This is a genomic window from Nocardioides mangrovicus (assembly GCF_003674065.1).
Taxonomy (GTDB): domain Bacteria; phylum Actinomycetota; class Actinomycetes; order Propionibacteriales; family Nocardioidaceae; genus Marmoricola; species Marmoricola mangrovicus.
Genome location: NZ_RDBE01000007.1, coordinates 302,084 through 319,176, shown reverse-complemented (window position 1 = coordinate 319,176; position 17,093 = coordinate 302,084). Strand labels below are relative to the sequence as shown.

The following is a 17,093-nucleotide window of genomic DNA, read 5'->3' as shown; positions in this document are numbered from 1 at the left end:
CCGCTTGTACGACCGCCTGTAGACCGCCCACTCGACCACCAGGAGTCTCTCGTGGCGATGCTTGCCGCGCGTCCGTCGTGGCGCGCCCTCCTCCCCGTCCTGCTGCTGACCGGCTTCCTGCTCGCGAGCACCCTGCTCGCCGCACCAGCCCGGGCCGACGATTCGCCGTCTCCCAGCCCATCCTCCAGCCCGTCGTCCAGCCAGACCCCGGCCGACTCGACGCAGGACAGCCTGCTGCCCCCCGACCCCGACCAGCAGGAGTCGAGACAGCAGACCCAGGTGATGCCGCCGCGCGTCGGCCAGGACGGCTCGTCGGCCGGCACCGCCTCGAGCCAGGGCCGCTCACCGCTCGCCCTCGGCGGGCTCGGGCTGCTCGTGGCCGTCTCGCTCGCGCTGACCGTGGTCGCGGCCACGACGCTGTGGTGGATGCTGCACGCCTGGCGCAGCACGACCTCGCTCCAGGCCACCGGCTTCTCGCCCACGCCGCAGGCACCCCGCCGCCGGTTCTCCCTGCTCGTCCCGGCCCGGCACGAGGAGCTGGTGCTGGGGCACACCCTCGACGAGCTGGCCCGCCAGGACCACCCCGACTTCGAGGTGATCGTCATCATCGGGCACGACGACCCCGGCACCGAGGAGGTCGCCCGCGCCGCGGAGCGACGGCACCCCGGCCTGGTCCGCGTGGTGATCGACCACAGCGTGCCCAAGAACAAGCCGCGCGGGATGAACACCGCCCTGGCGGAGTGCACCGGCGACATCGTCGGGGTGTTCGACGCCGAGGACGAGGTGCACCCCGGCCTGCTGCGCCTGATCGACGCGCGCTTCAGCGACACCGGCGCCGACATCGTGCAGGGCGGCGTCCAGCTGATGAACGTCTCGACCAGCTGGTGGTCGCTGCGCAACTGCCTGGAGTACTACTTCTGGTTCCGCAGCCGGCTGCACTTCCACGCCGAGGCCCGCTTCATCCCGCTCGGCGGCAACACCGTCTTCGTGCGCACCGACCTGCTGCGAGCGGCCGGCGGCTGGGACGGCGACTGCCTGGCCGAGGACTGCGAGCTCGGCGTCCGGCTGTCCACCCAGGGAGCGAAGGTGGCCGTCGCCTACGACCCGGCGGTCGTCACCCGCGAGGAGACGCCCGGCACCTTCCGATCCCTGGTCAAGCAGCGGACTCGGTGGAGCCAGGGCTTCTTGCAGGTGCTGCGCAAGGGGGCCTGGAAGGAGCTGCCGTCGTGGCGGCAGCGGGCGCTGGCCCGCTACACGCTCACCATGCCGTTCCTGCAGGCGTTCACCGGCCTGATGATCCCGGTCTCGCTGTTCTTGATCTTCGCCGTGAAGGTCCCGACCGCCGTCGCCCTGGTCACCTTCCTGCCGGTGGTGCCCACCCTGGTCACCCTGGCCGTCGAGGCCGCCGGTCTCGGCGAGTTCGGCCGTGCCTACGGCGTGCGGATCCGGGTGCGCGACTACGTGCGGCTGGTGCTCGGCACCTTTCCCTACCAGGTGATGCTCGCCTTCGCCGCCCTGCGCGCGGTCTGGCGGGAGGTGCGCGGCGACGGGAGCTGGGAGAAGACCGACCACGTCGGCGCCCACGTCGTCGGCGCCGACCCGCACCAGCAGCTGACCACCCGCACCCCGGAGGAGGCCCTGCGATGACCGCCCAGCTCGAACGACCCGTCATGGTCGAGCAGCAGCCCGACCACCCGCACGACGCCCAGCCCGGTTGGTGGCGCAGCTGGTGGCACCGTCACCGGCGGACGCTGTGCTGGGTCGGTCCGCTCACGCTGCTGGCCGCCGTCCTGAGCCTGGTCAACATGACCGGGGCTCCGCAGCGGATCGACGACGAAGGCACCTACACCGCTCAGGCCTGGGCGATCCTGCACCTGCACGAGCTGACCCACTACACCTACTGGTACGACCACCCGCCGCTGGGCTGGATCCAGATCGCGGCGTGGACCGGCCTGACCGGGGGCTTCGACCGCTACTCCACGGCGGTCGCGGCCGGCCGCGAGGCGATGGTCGTGGCCCACCTGGTCTCGGTGGTCCTGGTCTGGGTCCTCGCCCGCCGGCTGGGGATGCGTCGCCCGGCAGCCGGGCTCGCGACGCTGATCATGGCCGTCTCGCCGCTCTCGGTGCAGTTCTCGCGCACGGTCTACCTCGACAACGTGGCCGTGCCGTGGGCACTGGGCTCCTTCGTGCTCGCCATGAGCCGGCGCAACCAGCTCGCGGCCTTCGCCGGCTCCGCGCTCTGCTTCGGCGTCGCGGTGCTGAGCAAGGAGACGTTCGCGCTGCTGCTCCCGTTCCTGGTCTGGCAGCTGTGGCGCTCGGCCCACCCGAGCAGCCGCCGGTACACGCTGTCGGTCGCAGCCTCGCTCTTCGCCCTGATCGTCGCCGGCTACGTCGCCTTCGCGCTGGTCAAGGGCGAGGTGCTGCCCGGCAGCAACCGGGTCAGCCTGCTCAGCGGGGTCGCCTTCCAGCTGCTGCAGCGCCAGGGCAGCGGCAGCGTCTTCGAGGCCAGCACGCAGGCGGGGCGCTCGGTGCGCGTCTGGCTCACGTTGGACTCGGTGCTCCCCTGGCTCACCATCGCCTCGGTCGCGATCGGCCTATTCGTGCGCCGGCTGCGCCCGCTGGCCGCCCTGGTCGGCTTCTCGATCCTGGTGGTCCTCAAGCCGGGCTACCTGCCCGTCCCCTACGTGATCGCGCTCATCCCGTTCGCGGCGCTGCTGGTGGCCGGTGTCGCGGACACCGCGTTCCGCGACCGGCGGCGCGCCACCCGACTGACCGCCGCGGTCGTGGCCCTGGCCGCGGCGGTCGCCGCGGTGCCGCTGTGGGGGACGCAGCTGCGCGGGCTGCTACGCGCCGACCTGGACCGTCCGCTGGCGCAGGCCGAGCACTACATCGACACCCAGGTACCGCACGATCAGCGGCTGCTGGTCGACGACGCCGCGTGGACGGACCTCGTGCGCGACGGCTTCGCCCGCACCAACGTGGTCTGGTACTACAAGGCCGATACCGACCCCGCCGTCGAGCGTCGTTCGCCCAACGGCTGGAAGGACTACGACTACATCCTGGTCACCCAGGCGCTGCGGCGTTCGGCCGGCACCATGCCCGTCGTCGACACCGCACTGCGCAACGCCACGCGCGTGGCGCAGTACGGCTCCGGCGAGCAGCAGGTGGCGGTGTACCAGGTGCACGCCGAGGGTGCCTCGGTCGCCAGCCAGATCGCCGACCGCGACGCCGCGGCCCGGCCCTCGGCCGGCCGGGCGCTCGCCGCCAACCCGCGCCTCGAGCTCTCCGGTGCGGCCCGCAAGGCGCTGGCCTCCGGTGCCGTGGACTCGCGGCTGATCACGCTGCTGGCCACGCTGTCGGCCGACCACCGACTGCGGATCACCTCCTTCCCCACCGTCGACGGCGAGTACGGACCGGCGCGCTCGGTCCGGCTCACCGCGGACCGCAGCGTCCTGCGTGCTGCCGAGGCGCAGGTCGAGCCCTTCCGACCGGATCGAGTGGTGCAGCACGACGGCGTGCTGACCCTCGGCTTCGCGCTGACGTCGGCCGCCGACCTGCTGCCCTCCCCCACCTCCTGACCATCCCTCACCCGCAGAGGAGAAACGCGATGCACACCCACCCCCACCTCCACTGGCGCCGACACCGCTCCGCGCTCGTAGCGGGCCTGAGCACGCTGCTCGCCGCCGCCCTGCTGGCGTTCGGGCAGGTCCCGGCCACGGCGGCCACCGACGCCGCCGGCCGTGCGGGCTGGATCCGTGCGGGCCACCTGGCCTCGGGTGTCGGCGAGGCCGACATCGAGATCTCGCCGTTCCGCGGCGGACGCACCCGCACCCTCCAGCACGTCTCCTACGGCACGCTCTCGGCCTACGAGCGCGTGCCGGCGGGCCTGTACACGGTCGCGGTCGTGCCCGCCGGGAAGAGCATGTCCCAGGCCATGGTGCGCCAGAGCGTGCGGGTCAAGGACGGGACGGCCTCGACCGTCTTCGCCACCGGGACCGCCTCGGACGTCAACGCGCGGGTCGTCACCGACGACCTCACCCCGCCCGCGTCCGGCCAGGCCCGGATCCGGCTGGTCTCCGGGGCCGGCGACGTGCGCTCCGTCGATGCCTCCGTGGTCGGCGGCCCGCAGCTGGCGCAGAACGCCACGGCCGGCTCGGTCAGCGGCTACGCCGAGGTGCCCGCGCAGAGCTGGACGATCCGGGTGAGCGCCGCGAGCGGCTCCGGCGTGCCGGCCAGCACCCGCCGGGTCACCGTCGCCGCCGGCGGCGTCTACACGCTGCTGGTGCTCGACGGCACCGACGGCAGCGGGTTGCGCGTCGTGCCGGCCGTGGACAGCGCCGGTACGGCGACCATGCCCACGGGCGGTGTCGACACCGGCGGCGGGTACCTCTCGCGTTCGGCCGAGGTGGCGCTGCGCGGCGCCAGCACGGTCGGTACGGCGGTCGGCAGGACCGTCGGCACGGCGTGACCCGCCGCGTCGCGGACCGTCGCTCGCGCCGCCTCCTGCTGGCGGTCGGAGCCTGCTCGCTCGCGGTCGCCCTGCTGCTGGCCCTGGTGGTGACCAAGGCGGGCCCGTTCGCCGACGACCCGCCCAGGACTGCGGTGTCGGTGGCGTTGCCGGCGGACCGCTCCGCCCTGACACCCCGGCACTTCCTGGACCGTTACGTGCTCGCCGACGGCCGGGTCGTGCGCCGCGACCAGGGGGGTGACACGGTCAGCGAGGGGCAGGCGTACGCCATGCTCATCGCCGTCGCCGCCGGCGACCGCAGCGCCTTCGAGCGGGTCTGGGACTGGAGCCGACAGCACCTGCACCGCGACGACGGTCTGCTCAGCTGGCACTGGCAGAACGGGTCGGTCGTCGACGCCACCTCGGCCGCGGACGCCGACCTGGACACGGCGCGCGCGCTCGTCGTCGCCGGACGGGTCTTCGACGAGGCCGCCTGGACGCGCGCCGGCGTGCGGCTGGGCACCGCGATCTTGGACCACGAGACCGTGGTGACACCACTGGGGCGCATCCTGGTGGCCGGCAGCTGGGCGACGTCTGCGCCGTACGCCTTCAACCCCAGCTACGTCTCGCCGGCCGCCACCCGGCTGCTGTCCCGTGCCAGCGGTGACGACCGCTGGGCCGAGCTGGAGAAGGGCTCGCGCGCCGCGCTCACGGCGGCGACGCCCGAGGACCACCTGCCGCCGGACTGGGCGCAGGTCGACCAGGACGGCTCGGTGCACGCCACGTCGAGCCCCTCGGGCGGATCGGTGGTCTTCGGCTACGACGCCGCCCGCACGCTGGTGCGCAACGCCGAGTCGTGCACCGCAGGCGACCGGGCGCTGGCCCGTCGCACCTCCGACCTGCTGGCCGGCGCGGACACCAAGGCGGTCTACGACCTCGGTGGATCGCCGCAGACGCAGGACGTGAGCCCGTTGACCCTGGTGGCCGCCGCCGCCGGCGACGCCGTGGCCGGCTCGCGCGCCGCCACCGCCCGACTGCTCGCCGACGCCGACCGCGCCCGGCAGCGCACTCCCACCTACTACGGCGACGCCTGGAGCGTCCTGGGCCGGCTGATGCTGACCGACCGGACGCTGGGCGGCTGCCCGCCTCTGGCACCGAAGGAGTCGTGATGCACCGCTCGAGAACGTTCGCCGTCGTCGGCCTGATCGTCGCCCTGGTGGCCGTGGGCCTGGCGCTCGCCGGCGCGCGCACCTCGGCCTCTGCGACGTCCGAGCGCCACGACCGCTCGTCCGTCTCCCGTCCCGAGGACGGCACGACGTCGGCGTCCGGGACGGCGTCGGGGACCGACGGCGCACGCCCGCTGGACGCCGAGGCGGTCCAGCGAGCCGCCGAGTCCACCCCGCAGCCCACCACCACGACCGAGGAGGAGCCCCAGCAGAGCGCGGTAGCGGCCCCGGTCGAGCTCACCATCCCCGGCATCGACGTCCACACCGCGCTGGACCGCCTCGCCCTGGAACCCGACGGCACGCTGGAGAAGCCGCCGCACTGGCAGGTCGCGGGCTGGTACGCCGGCGGCCCCCGGCCCGGAGCGGCCGGCCCGGCGGTCATCGCCGGTCACGTCGACTCCCCCGGCGGCCCGGCCGTCTTCGCCCGGCTCTCCGAGCTGGAGCGTGGCGACGTGATCCGCGTCCGCAGCGCCGACGGCACCACGCAGGTCTTCCGGGTCGACCGGACACTGACGGCGAGCAAGCGCGACTTCCCCACCGCGCAGGTGTACGGCCCGACCCCCGATGCGCAGCTGCGGCTGATCACCTGCGACGGCGTGTTCGGGCGCGACGGCTACGAGAGCAACCTGGTGGTCTTCGCGACCCTGGTGTCGCGGTGACCCGCCTCGTCGCCCGGTTCGGGGCGGTCGGCATCCTGGCCTTCCTCGTCGACACTGGTGTGTTCAACCTGATGCGGCTGGTGGTCGGTGCGGGGCCACTGACCAGCAAGACCATCTCGGTGATCGTCGCCACCACCGTCGCCTACCTCGGGAACCGGGCGTGGACGTTCGAGGGCCGCACGCGCCATCGCGTGGCCCGCGAGTACGTGCTGTTCTTCGCGTTCAACGGGATCGGGCTCCTGATCAGCCTCGCCTGCCTGGGGCTGAGCAGCTACGTGCTCGGGCTGCGCGACCCAGTCGCGGAGAACATCTCCTCGAACGTGGTCGGGCTGGGGCTCGGCACGCTCTTCCGGCTGTGGGCCTACCAGCGATGGGTCTTCCCGCACGTCGAACCCTCGACCGACCCGGAGTACGCCGATGCTTCCCACGACGAAGTGCCACTTCCCACGGGTCCTACGTCGTGGGAGGTGGCCGTTCACCATGCCACCATGGTGAACGGGCACGGCCGCGACCACCACGACCGTCCCTACCGCTAGAAGACCCGGTCACCACGGCAGCTCGGCGGGACGACGCACCCGGACCAGCCGAGCGTGAGGGGCCGCGGCGGCCAGGTCGGCGATCGCGAGCCGGCGCCGGCCGAAGGTGGTGAGCGCGTGCCAGAACGGGTGACCGGGCAAGAGCCAGTCGCGCCACCGCTCGACGTTGCCGCCGAAGAGCGGTTCGCGCGTCCACGAGCGGTGCAGGCTCCGCCGCAGCAGGCGGGGCAGCACCACCCACTGCGGGTAGTCCAACCAGACGATCGTGTCAGCGCGCGACCACAGCAGTCCGCGCACCTCGGCCGGCGCCCAGGAGTCCACCACCCACCGGTCACCAGCGGCCAGCGCGGCGACGTCCTCGGCGAAGCGGGTCGGCGTCGACCAACCCGGCCCGATCGCGAGCGCGTCCATCTCGTGGAAGGGAATCCCCTCGGCGAGCGCGAGGCGACGGGCGGCGGTCGACTTCCCCGCTCCGGACATCCCGACCACCAAGACTCGCTTCACCGGGGCATCAGCGCCAGAAGACCCGGTCCACGACGGCGGCGGCCCGGCGGCAGACACGCTGGTAGTCGTTGACCATCGCGTCGGTCTCGCCGGCCGGGTAGCGCAGCAGCTGGGCCACCGCGGCGCGCTCGCGGGCGTCGCGGGGCAGCTGGTCGGAGGCGCGGCCACGGACCTGGACGGTGGCGTTGCGGGCCCGGCTCGACATCAGCCACGCGGCGCGCAGCGCCTCGGCGTCGCCGGTGGCCAGCAGCCCGGCCGCGACGGCGGCGTCCAGCGCGGGCAACGTCTTGGGGGTCCGCAGCCCGTCGACCTCGTGGGCGTGTCGCAGCTGGAGCAGCTGCACCGTCCACTCGACGTCGGCGATGCCGCCCCGGCCGAGCTTGAAGTGGGTGGCCGGGTCGACCCCGCGCGGCAGCCGCTCCCCGTCCACCCGGGCCTTGATGCGTCGGATCTCGACGATGTCGTCGCTGCTCAGCCCGCTCGCGGGGTAGCGCAACGGGTCGATCATCTCGGTGAAGCGGCGGCACAGGTCGCGGTCGCCGACCACGGCGTCGGCACGCAGGAGCGCCTGGCTCTCCCACACGTGCGACCACTTGGCGTAGTAGGCCGCGTAGGCGGCCAGCGTGCGGGTCAGCGGCCCGCCCTTGCCCTCCGGGCGCAGGTTGGCGTCGACGTCGAGCGGCGGGTCGGTGGAGGGTAGCGAGAGCAGCCGCCGCAGCTCGTTGGCCACCGCGTTGGCCATCGAGGAGGCCTGGTGCGCGTCGGCGTCGGGCAGCGGGTCGTGCACGAACATGACGTCGGCGTCGCTGCCGTAGCCGAGCTCACCGCCGCCGTAGCGGCCCATGGCCACGACGGCCATCGTCGTCGGCAGCGGCGCCTTGCGATCCGCCTCGACGGCTCGGATGGCCTCGCCCAGCGCCACCTCGAGGGTGGCGTCGGTGAGGTCGGTCAGCGCGTAGCCGACCTCGGCCACCCCGAACGGCTCGCACAGGTCGGCGGTGCTGATCCGCAGCAGCTCTCGACGCCGGATCGCGCGCACCGCGAGCACCGCCTCCTGCGGGTCGTCGCGGCGCGAGGCGGCCGCCTCCATCTCGGTCCGGATGGCCTCGACCGTCAGCGGCGTCAGCACGGCGCCGAGGATGCGAACGCCCTGGGGCTCGCGCTGCAGCAGGTCGGTGGCGTAGCGGCTGGTGGCCAGCACCTGCGCCATCCGTTGGGCCACCTTGCCCTCGTCGCGCAGCAGGCCCAGGTACCAGGGCGTGCGGCCCAGCGCCTCGGAGATGCGCCGGAAGCCGAACAGCCCGGCATCGGGGTCGGGGGCGTCGGCGAACCACTCGAGCATTGCGGGCAGCAGCGTGCGCTGGATGGCCGCCTTGCGCGAGACGCCGGTGGTCAGCGCCTCCAGGTGGCGCAGGGCGGCGGTCGGGTCGGCGTAGCCGAGGGCGGCGAGCCGGTCCCTGGCCGCTTCGGGCGTGAGGCGGGCGCCATCCTCGGGCAATCGGGCGACGGCGGCCAGCAGCGGGCGGTAGAAGAGCTTCTCGTGCAGCCGGCGCACGTTCAGCCGGTGGTGGCGCCACTCCTTCTCCAGCTCCTCGCCGGAGTCCTTGAGGTAGCCCAGCGAGCGGCCCAGCCGCCGCAGCGAGGCGGGATCGTCGGGCACCACCTGGGTCCGCCGCAGCTGCTGGAGCTGGATGCGGTGCTCCAGGCGGCGCAGGAAGGCGTAGCCGTCGTGCATCTGCTGGCCGTCGTCGCGCCCCACGTAGCCGCCGTCGATGAGCCGGGCCAGCGCGCTGAGCGTGGTGGGCACGCGCAGCGACTCATCGGTTCGGCCGTGCACCAGCTGCAGCAGCTGCACCGCGAACTCGACGTCGCGCAGCCCGCCCACGCCGAGCTTGAGCTGACGGTCGGCATCGGCCGCCGGGATGTGGTCGACGACGCGCCGGCGCATCGCCTGCACCTCCTCGACGAACCCCTCGCGCTGCGAGGCCGACCAGACGAAGGGCTGGATGCGTTCGGCGTAGAGCCGTCCCAGCTCGGCGTCGCCGGCCACCGGCCGGGCCTTGAGGAGCGCCTGGAACTCCCAGGTGTGGGCCCACCGCTCGTAGTAGCCGGTGTGGCTCTCCAGGGTGCGCACCAGCGGACCCTGACGGCCCTCGGGCCGCAGGTTGGCGTCGACCGGCCAGATCGTGCCCTCGCCGGTGTGGGCCGAGCAGACTCCCATCAGCGTCGAGGCCAGCCGGGTCGCGCCGGAGTCGGCCGGCTCGGCGGCGAAGATGACGTCGACGTCGCTGACGTAGTTCAGCTCGTGTGCCCCGCACTTGCCCATGGCCACGACAGCGAGCCGGGCCTCGGCACCGGTCTCGGTCCGCGCGACCGCCAGCGCCGCCTCCAGCGTGCCGGCGGCGAGGTCGGAGAGCTCCGCGGCGACGTCGTCGACCCCGACGTCGTGGGCCAGGTCGCGGGCGGCCAGCCGCAGCAGCACCCGGTTGTACTCCACTCTCAGCGCGTCGACCGCCTCGGCGTAGGGACGCTCGGCCACCGCCGCCAGCAGCCCGGCCCGCACGGCGTACGCCGCGGGCCGGGTGGTGCCCAGGGTCGGGTCGGTCAGCTCGTGCCAGTGCTCGGGGTGGCGGCGCAGGTGGGCGCCCAGCGCCTGGCTGAGGCCGAGGACGCTGAGAAGCCGCATCGCGGTGCCCTCGTCGTCGGCGACCGCGCGCAGCATCGCCGCGCACTCCTCGCCCAGGGCGTCGCCCAGACCCACCAGCTGGTCCAGCGCCTGGTCGGGGTCGGCCGTTCGCGCGAGCAGCGGCCCCAGCGGCTCGGCCACGCCGGGGGCGCACTCCCCCAGCCGGTCGAGCTGCGCGGCCGCGCGGTCGCCGTCCTGGAAGCCGGCGCGGACCAGGTTGGCGGGGGTGATGACCGAGCCGTGGCGGGGCACTAGATGACCGGCAGCATCCGGTCGCGCTCGAAGGCGCTGACCTGGCCGCGGTACTCCTCCCACTCGGCGCGCTTGTTGCGCAGGAAGAACTCGTACACGTGCTCGCCCAGGGTCTCGGCCAGCAGCTCGGAGTCCTCGGCGACGGAGATCGCGTCGTTGAGGTTCTTGGGCAGCATCGTCAGCCCGAGCGCCCGCCGCTCGGCGGGCGTCAGCGACCAGACGTTGTCCTCGGTCTCGCGCGGCAGCGGGTACTCCTCCTCGAGCCCCTTCATCCCGGCGGCCAGGATGGCGGCGAAGGCGAGGTAGGGGTTGCAGGCGGCGTCGAGGGTGCGGATCTCGATGCGGGCGGACTGGTCCTTGGTCGGCTTGTACATCGGCACCCGCACCATGGCCGAGCGGTTGTTGTGGCCCCAGCACACGTACGAGGGCGCCTCGTCGCCGCCGATCAGCCGCTTGTAGGAGTTCACCCACTGGTTGGTCACGGCGCTGATCTCCGCGGCGTGCACCAGGATCCCGGCGATGAAGTGCCGCGCGGTCTGCGAGAGCTGGTACTCCGCGCCCGCCTCGAAGAAGGCGTTGTTCTCGCCCTCGAAGAGCGAGACGTGGGTGTGCATCCCCGAGCCCGGGTGCGTGGTGAACGGCTTGGGCATGAACGAGGCCCAGATGCCCTGGTTGAGCGCCACCTCGCGGACCACGGTGCGAAAGGTCATGACGTTGTCGGCGGTGCTGAGCGCGTCGGCGTAGCGCAGGTCGATCTCCTGCTGGCCCGGACCGCCCTCGTGGTGGCTGAACTCCACCGAGATGCCCATGTTCTCCAGCATCGTGATCGCCTCGCGGCGGAAGTCCGAGCCGGCGCTCTGGGCGGTGTGGTCGAAGAAGCCGCTGCGGTCGACCGGCACCGGTTCGTCGCCGGCCGCCGGCTTGCCCTGGAACAGGTAGAACTCGATCTCGGGGTGGGTGTAGAAGGTGAAGCCGCGCTCGGCCGCCTTGGAGAGCGTCCGCTTGAGCACGAACCGCGGGTCGGCGTACGACGCGGAGCCGTCGGGCATCGCGACGTCGCAGAACATGCGCGCCGTGGCGGGCGCCTCACCGCGCCAGGGCAGTATCTGGAACGTGCCCGGGTCGGGCTGCAGCAGCATGTCGGACTCGGTGACGCGTGCCAGCCCCTCGATGGCCGACCCGTCGAATCCGATGCCCTCGCTGAAGGCCCCCTCCAGCTCGGCCGGAGCGACCGCGACCGACTTGAGGTAGCCCAGCACGTCGGTGAACCACAACCGCACGAACCGCACCTCGCGCTCCTCGAGCGCGCGCAGTACGAAGTCCTCCTGCTTGCCCATGGCCCAAGCCTAGGAGACCCGCGCCTAGTGCCCGCGGTCGAGCCGCCCGAGCATCTGGTTGTAGGCCGCCAGCGCGTCGTCGCTGTCGTCGATGTCGGCGTCGGCGGTGGCGCCGGCCCGCTGCTCGAACGTGCCTGCCCGGGCCGAGTCGAGCCAGGTGCCCAGCAACCGGTCGCGCTGCGGGTCGGAGATCAGCCGGACGATGAGCCCCACGGAGACGAACATCATGAGGCTGTCGCCGGCGGCCCACATCAGCGCGCCGCCGGTGTGCAGGTCCTGCAGCGCGGCGTCCAGGCCGGTCCCGGCCCACGCCGGGCGCATCGCGTCCATCGCCGGGAACAGGTTGGTGCCGGTCTGCAGCAGCACGATGCCGACCACGGTGTCGGGGGTCATCATCACCACCGAGAAGAACAGCCTCATGCCGGTCGAGAGCCGCGCCGGCAGCGGCTCGACGCCCACCAGGTGCACCAGCAGCAGCCAGCCGCCGACCAGGTAGAGCAGCCGCTCGACCAGCACCAGTCCGGGGCTGGTCATCATCGCGTCCATGAACCCGGTCAGGTGCGTGGCGACGATGACCACGGCGTAGGCCGCGAACCCGAAGCCCGGGTGGCCGAGCACGCGGAGCACCGGCGTCCGCACCGCGCGGTCGAACCGGGCCGGCTCGCGCAGGGACGCGCGCAGCACCCTCAGCGGACTGCCCAGCGCCAGCAGCGTGGGGATGACCATGACCAGCGCCAGGTGCTCGATCATGTGCACCCAGAAGAGCACCTCGCCGTAGATCCCGATGCCGGAGGCGACGGTGACGTAGGTCAGCGTGAGGCCGAGCAGCCACCAGCCCGCCCGCAGCGGGCCGACGCTCTCGTGCCCGCGACGCCGCGCGAGACCGACGCCGAGAAGGTAGACGGCGGCGAGCAGGACGCAGGCCAGCAGCCAGCCGCCCTCGAGCCGCCAGTGGCCCAGCAGCTGGTACCAGTGCACGGGCGGGAGGGCCGACCCGTCCATGTGCATGTGGTCGTGGTCCATCGCGATCTCAGCCTAGGCCGTGAGCCGCAGCAGCGACGTGGCGAGTCCCCGCCAGCCCTGCTCGAGCTCCGCGCGGGCGGCACGCACCTCGGCGACGACGGTGTCGACGCGCCCGGGCGGGTGTGCGGCCCGGTCCTCCTCGGCCCACGAGGTGATCACCCGGTCGTCCACCTCGGGGTGCCACTGGACGCCCCAGACCGTCTCGGCGAGCCGGGCGGCCTGCACCCGGCCGCCGGACGCCGTGGCTAGCAGGGTGCCCGAGGGTGGCAGCTCCACGACGACGTCGCCGTTCCAGTGCACCGCGTGGCGGACGTCGGTCAGCGTGCCGAGCAGGGGGTCCTCGGCGGCCGCGTCGAGCCAGCCGACGGGCGTCAGCCCGACCTGCTGGCCGTCCGGGTTGCGGGCCACCGTGCCGCCCAGCGCCACGGCGGCGACCTGGTGGCCCAGGCAGATGCCCAACGTGGGCAGTCGACGCTGCGCGGCCTCCCGCACCAGGTCCTGCGCGGCACGCACGTCGGGCCGGTCGTCGTCCGCGCTCGGCGAGCCGCCCAGCACGACCATCGCGTCGTAGCGGTCGAGGGCGGCCTCGGTGGGGCCGACGACGTCGACGCCGGCGCCCGCGGCAAGCAGCCAGTCGCCGAGCCAGGCCGGGGGCGCGTCGTCCTGGAACTGCACGACGAGCACCCTCACCATCGCTCGGGGACCTGCTCCAGGTCGGCCCGCCACGCGCGGGCGTTGCCGTCGGAGGGGGCGCGCCAGTCGCCGCGGGGCGAGAGCGCGCCGCCGGAGGAGACCTTCGGGCCGTTGGGCAGCGCCGAGCGCTTGAACTGGCTGAAGCCGAAGAACCGGTCGACGAAGACCTCCATCCAGTGCCGGATGGTGGCCAGGTCGTAGTCGTCGGCCCAGGCGTGGTGGGCCAGGAAGGCGATCTTCGAGGGCCGGAAGCCGTAGCGCAGCACGTGGAAGAGCGTGAAGTCCTGCAGCGCGTAGGGACCGATCTGCTGCTCGGTGGTCAGCGCCTTCGTGTCGTCGGTGTCGGGCACCAGCTCGGGGGTGATCTCGGCGTCGAGGATCTCCTGCAGCACCGCCTCCGCGTCGGCCCCGAGCCCCTCCTCGGCGATGACCCAGCGGATCAGGTGCTGGATCAGCGTCTTCGGCACGCCGGCGTTGACCGCGTAGTGCGACATCTGGTCGCCGACGCCGTAGGTGCACCACCCCAGCGCGAGCTCGGAGAGGTCGCCGGTGCCGAGCACGATGCCGCCGCGCTGGTTGGCCAGCCGGAACAGGTAGTCGGTGCGCAGCCCGGCCTGGACGTTCTCGTAGGTGACGTCGTAGTGGTCCTCGGCGTGGCCCAGGTCGGCGAGCAGCTGGCGCGCCGCGGGGCGGATGTCGAGCTCCTCGAAGGACACGCCCAGCGCCTTGGCCAGCCGGGTCGCGCGGTCCTTGCTCTCCTCGCCGGTGGCGAAGCCGGGCATCGTGTAGGCCAGGATCTCGCTGCGCGGGCGCTCCAGGGCGTCCATCGTGCGCGCGGCCACGATCAGCGCGTGGGTGGAGTCCAGCCCGCCGGAGACGCCGATGACCACCCGGGGCTGACCGATGGCGCTCAGTCGCTGCTCCAGCCCGGAGACCTGGATGTGGTAGGCCTCGTAGCAGTCCTTGGCCAGCCGCTGCGGGTCGTGCGGCACGAACGGGTAGCGCTGCAGGACGCGCCGCAGCCCGGTGTCGTGGTCGGGCGGGTCGACCTCGAAGGTCACGGTGCGAAAGCCGCCCACCCGGCCGGCGTGCGTACGCCGGTTGTCGTCGAAGCTGCCCTGCCGGAGCCGGTCCTGGCGCAGCCGGTCGAGGTCGACGTCGGCCACCGAGCGCCGCGGTCCGTCGGGGAACCGCTCGGACTCGGCCAGCAGGTCACCGGCCTCGTAGACCATCGTCTGGCCGTCCCAGCTCAGGTCGGTGCTCGACTCCCCCTGTCCGGCGGCGGCGAACACGTACGCGGCCAGGCAGCGCATCGAGGCCGAGCGCACCAGCAGCCGCCGGTCCTCCTCGCGGCCCACCGTGATCGGACTGCCGGAGAGGTTCGCCAGCACCGTCGCGCCGGCCAGCGCGGCCTCCGAGCTCGGCGGCACCGGCACCCACATGTCCTCGCAGACCTCGACGTGCAGCACCAGACCCGCCACGTCGGTGGCCTCGAAGAGCAGGTCGGTCCCGCACGGCACCTGGGAGCCGGCGACGTCGATGGTCGTGCCGCGCAGGTCGTCGCCGGGGGCGAAGTAGCGCTTGTCGTAGAACTCGCGGTAGTTCGGCAGGTACGCCTTGGGCGCGACGCCGAGCACCCGGCCGCGGTGCACCACCACGGCCGCGTTGACCAGGCGGTTGCCGTGCCGCAACGGTGCGCCGACCACCAGCACGGGACGCAGGTCGGCGGAGGCGGCGACCAGGTCGGCCAGCGCCCGGTCGACGGCGTCGAGGAGCGGGTCCTGCAGCACCAGGTCGTCGATGGCGTAGCCCGACAGGCCCATCTCGGGGAACACCGCCACGGCGACGTCGTCGTCGTGGCAGGCGCGCGCGGAGTCCAGGACGGCGGCGAGGTTGCGCTCGGGATCGGCGACGCTCACCGGGACGGTGCACGCCGCCACCCGCGCGAAGCCGTGGGCGTAGGCGGAGCGGAACTGCACTCCCCCAGTGTTCCACCTCGGCGTACCATGGGCTGAGTCGGACAAGTATCGCAATTCCGCTGAAACCACTGCGGCTGATGAGAGTCCTGCGCCACACTGGGACGCGACACACGGGGGAGATCGACATGAGGCTCATGAAGCAGCGGTCGCAGACGCGCGACGTGCACCCGGCCGACGCCATCCAGCTGGAGGCGATGGCCAACCGCGGCGAGCAGGACACGCGCGTGCGCTGGGTCCACCACCTCTACTTCGCCGACGAGGCGACCGCGCGCCAGGCCACCGAGCAGATCGAGGCCGCCGGCTGGGCCGAGGAATGGCTCTCCGCGCAGCCCGAGCCCTACCCCGGCTGGATGATGCGCGCCAGTCGCGACGTCGTCGTCACCGCGGCCGAGGTCGTCGAGGCCCGCGCCTTCTTCGAGGGCGTCGCGCAGCGCCACGGCGGCACCTACGGCGGCTGGGACGTCCGTCGGGTGCCCAAGCACGCCCTGGTCTGACCTCGTAGGTTGCTGCCTGTGAGCAGCAGCCCGGAAGAGACCGCGCCCTACGGCACCGGAACCGCCGCGACGACCCCCCGTCCCGGCGACGCCCCGCCCCGCCGACGGCGCGTGCGCACGCGCCACCTCCGGGAGATGAAGGAGCGCGGCGAGCGTTTCTCCATGCTCACCTCCTACGACCAGTACACCGCCGCGATCTTCGACGAGGCCGGCGTCGAGGTGCTCTTGGTCGGCGACAGCGCGTCCAACAACGTGCTCGGCAACGCCACCACCCTGCCCGTCACCGTCGACGAGCTCATCCCGCTCGCCCGGGCCGTGGCCAGGGCAGCGCCGCACTCGCTGGTGGTCGCCGACCTGCCGTTCGGGTCCTACCAGCGCTCGGCCGAGCAGGCCTACGACACCGCCGTGCGGTTCATGAAGGAGGCCGAGCCGGACTGCGTGAAGCTCGAGGGCGGCGCCGAGATGGCCCCCCAGATCGAGCTGCTCACCCGCGGCGGGATCCCGGTGATGGCCCACATCGGGTTCACCCCGCAAAGCGAGCACGCCCTGGGCGGCTACCGCGTGCAGGGCCGCGGCGAGGCCGCCGAGCAGGTGATGGCCGCCGCCCGCGCGGTCGAGGCCGCCGGCGCCTTCGCGGTCGTCATGGAGATGGTGCCGGCCGACATCGCCGCGCAGATCACCACCGAGCTGAGCATCCCCACCATCGGCATCGGCGCCGGCGCGCACTGCGACGGCCAGGTGCTGGTGTGGACCGACGCCTTCGGCCTGCGCACCGGCACCATGGCGCGCTTCGTCAAGCAGTACGCCGACCTGCACGGCGTCCTCCTCCAGGCCGCCACCGCCTACCGCGACGACGTCCGCGCCGGCACCTTCCCGGCCGACGAGCACTCGTTCTAGAGCACCAGCACCAGCCCGACGGCCGCCAGCCAGGCCAGCACCCCGACCACCGGCAGCGCCACCGCGCGGCGGGGCCGCGGGGTGAACCACGCGGTGCCCAGCAGCATCAGCACCACCCACAGCACCAGCAGCAGCGTCACGACCCACCACGGCAAGAAGCGCACCGAGGCGACGTCGAGGAAGAGCACGCACGCCAGCCCGGCCATCGCGACGAACCCGCCGGAGCGGTCGAGGTCGGGGCCGCGGCGCCGGTATCGCACGGGGCGGAAGGTGCTCACGGCGTCGATGCTGCCACGACGGCGCTCACCGCGCTCTCGGCTCGTCGAGGACGCGAAACCTGTTCGTCACGAGCCCTCCGTG

General features: G+C 73.2%; 15 protein-coding genes. 8 read left to right on the top strand and 7 right to left on the bottom strand.

Annotation, left to right across the window (positions count from 1 at the left end; all coding sequences use genetic code 11):
• Nucleotides 1-57 precede the first annotated feature (57 nt).
• Genes D9V37_RS11030 through D9V37_RS11005 form a run of 6 tightly spaced genes read left to right on the top strand, consistent with a single transcriptional unit; the run spans nucleotide 58 to nucleotide 6,868 of the window.
• Nucleotides 58-1,647 (top strand): glycosyltransferase, encoded by a 1,590-nt coding sequence (locus D9V37_RS11030; protein ID WP_121806535.1) that lies wholly within the window; start codon nucleotides 58-60, stop codon nucleotides 1,645-1,647.
• A complete protein-coding gene (locus D9V37_RS11025; RefSeq protein ID WP_121806199.1) occupies nucleotides 1,644-3,578 on the top strand; it encodes a glycosyltransferase family 39 protein in 1,935 nt (644 codons plus the stop codon). The genes D9V37_RS11030 and D9V37_RS11025 overlap by 4 nt, the downstream gene beginning before the upstream one ends.
• Nucleotides 3,579-3,607: 29 nt before the next feature.
• Nucleotides 3,608-4,468 (top strand): DUF4397 domain-containing protein, encoded by an 861-nt coding sequence (locus tag D9V37_RS11020; protein ID WP_121806198.1) that lies wholly within the window; start codon nucleotides 3,608-3,610, stop codon nucleotides 4,466-4,468.
• Nucleotides 4,465-5,616 carry a glycosyl hydrolase family 8 gene (locus D9V37_RS11015; RefSeq protein ID WP_121806197.1) on the top strand — a complete coding sequence of 384 codons (1,152 nt, stop codon included), beginning with the start codon at nucleotides 4,465-4,467 and terminating at the stop codon, nucleotides 5,614-5,616. The genes D9V37_RS11020 and D9V37_RS11015 overlap by 4 nt, the downstream gene beginning before the upstream one ends.
• The gene (locus tag D9V37_RS11010; protein ID WP_121806196.1) at nucleotides 5,616-6,332 is read left to right on the top strand and encodes a class F sortase; all 717 of its coding nucleotides are present in this window, start codon (nucleotides 5,616-5,618) and stop codon (nucleotides 6,330-6,332) included. The genes D9V37_RS11015 and D9V37_RS11010 overlap by 1 nt, the downstream gene beginning before the upstream one ends.
• Nucleotides 6,329-6,868, top strand: a complete 540-nt coding sequence (locus D9V37_RS11005) for a GtrA family protein (RefSeq protein ID WP_121806195.1) — start codon at nucleotides 6,329-6,331, stop codon at nucleotides 6,866-6,868. The genes D9V37_RS11010 and D9V37_RS11005 overlap by 4 nt, the downstream gene beginning before the upstream one ends.
• A gap of 9 nt (nucleotides 6,869-6,877) precedes the next feature.
• Here the strand turns inward: D9V37_RS11005 and D9V37_RS11000 are convergent, their stop codons facing one another.
• The 6 genes from D9V37_RS11000 to D9V37_RS10975 are packed head-to-tail and all read right to left on the bottom strand — an operon-like array spanning nucleotide 6,878 to nucleotide 15,342.
• A complete protein-coding gene (locus D9V37_RS11000; RefSeq protein ID WP_121806194.1) occupies nucleotides 6,878-7,372 on the bottom strand; it encodes a P-loop NTPase family protein in 495 nt (164 codons plus the stop codon).
• Between the two features lie 7 nt (nucleotides 7,373-7,379).
• Nucleotides 7,380-10,310: a bifunctional [glutamine synthetase] adenylyltransferase/[glutamine synthetase]-adenylyl-L-tyrosine phosphorylase gene (locus D9V37_RS10995; protein ID WP_121806193.1), complete on the bottom strand. Its 2,931-nt coding sequence runs from the start codon at nucleotides 10,308-10,310 to the stop codon at nucleotides 7,380-7,382.
• A complete protein-coding gene (locus D9V37_RS10990) occupies nucleotides 10,310-11,647 on the bottom strand; it encodes a glutamine synthetase family protein (RefSeq protein WP_121806192.1) in 1,338 nt (445 codons plus the stop codon). The genes D9V37_RS10995 and D9V37_RS10990 overlap by 1 nt, the downstream gene beginning before the upstream one ends.
• A gap of 24 nt (nucleotides 11,648-11,671) precedes the next feature.
• Nucleotides 11,672-12,670 (bottom strand): cytochrome c oxidase assembly protein, encoded by a 999-nt coding sequence (locus D9V37_RS10985; RefSeq protein WP_121806191.1) that lies wholly within the window; start codon nucleotides 12,668-12,670, stop codon nucleotides 11,672-11,674.
• A gap of 12 nt (nucleotides 12,671-12,682) precedes the next feature.
• Nucleotides 12,683-13,345 carry a type 1 glutamine amidotransferase gene (locus tag D9V37_RS10980; RefSeq protein ID WP_158604444.1) on the bottom strand — a complete coding sequence of 221 codons (663 nt, stop codon included), beginning with the start codon at nucleotides 13,343-13,345 and terminating at the stop codon, nucleotides 12,683-12,685.
• An 11-nt stretch (nucleotides 13,346-13,356) separates the two neighbouring features.
• The gene (locus D9V37_RS10975; RefSeq protein ID WP_121806189.1) at nucleotides 13,357-15,342 is read right to left on the bottom strand and encodes an NAD(+) synthase; all 1,986 of its coding nucleotides are present in this window, start codon (nucleotides 15,340-15,342) and stop codon (nucleotides 13,357-13,359) included.
• A gap of 125 nt (nucleotides 15,343-15,467) precedes the next feature.
• Between D9V37_RS10975 and D9V37_RS10970 the strand changes: the two genes are divergently transcribed.
• Nucleotides 15,468-15,836, top strand: a complete 369-nt coding sequence (locus D9V37_RS10970; RefSeq protein ID WP_158604443.1) for a ribonuclease E inhibitor RraB — start codon at nucleotides 15,468-15,470, stop codon at nucleotides 15,834-15,836.
• A gap of 18 nt (nucleotides 15,837-15,854) precedes the next feature.
• A complete protein-coding gene (gene panB / locus D9V37_RS10965; RefSeq protein WP_121806187.1) occupies nucleotides 15,855-16,733 on the top strand; it encodes a 3-methyl-2-oxobutanoate hydroxymethyltransferase in 879 nt (292 codons plus the stop codon).
• On the opposite strand, the gene D9V37_RS10960 is transcribed toward panB, so the two are convergent.
• The gene (locus D9V37_RS10960; protein WP_121806186.1) at nucleotides 16,730-17,011 is read right to left on the bottom strand and encodes a hypothetical protein; all 282 of its coding nucleotides are present in this window, start codon (nucleotides 17,009-17,011) and stop codon (nucleotides 16,730-16,732) included. The genes panB and D9V37_RS10960 overlap by 4 nt on opposite strands.
• Nucleotides 17,012-17,093 lie beyond the last annotated feature (82 nt).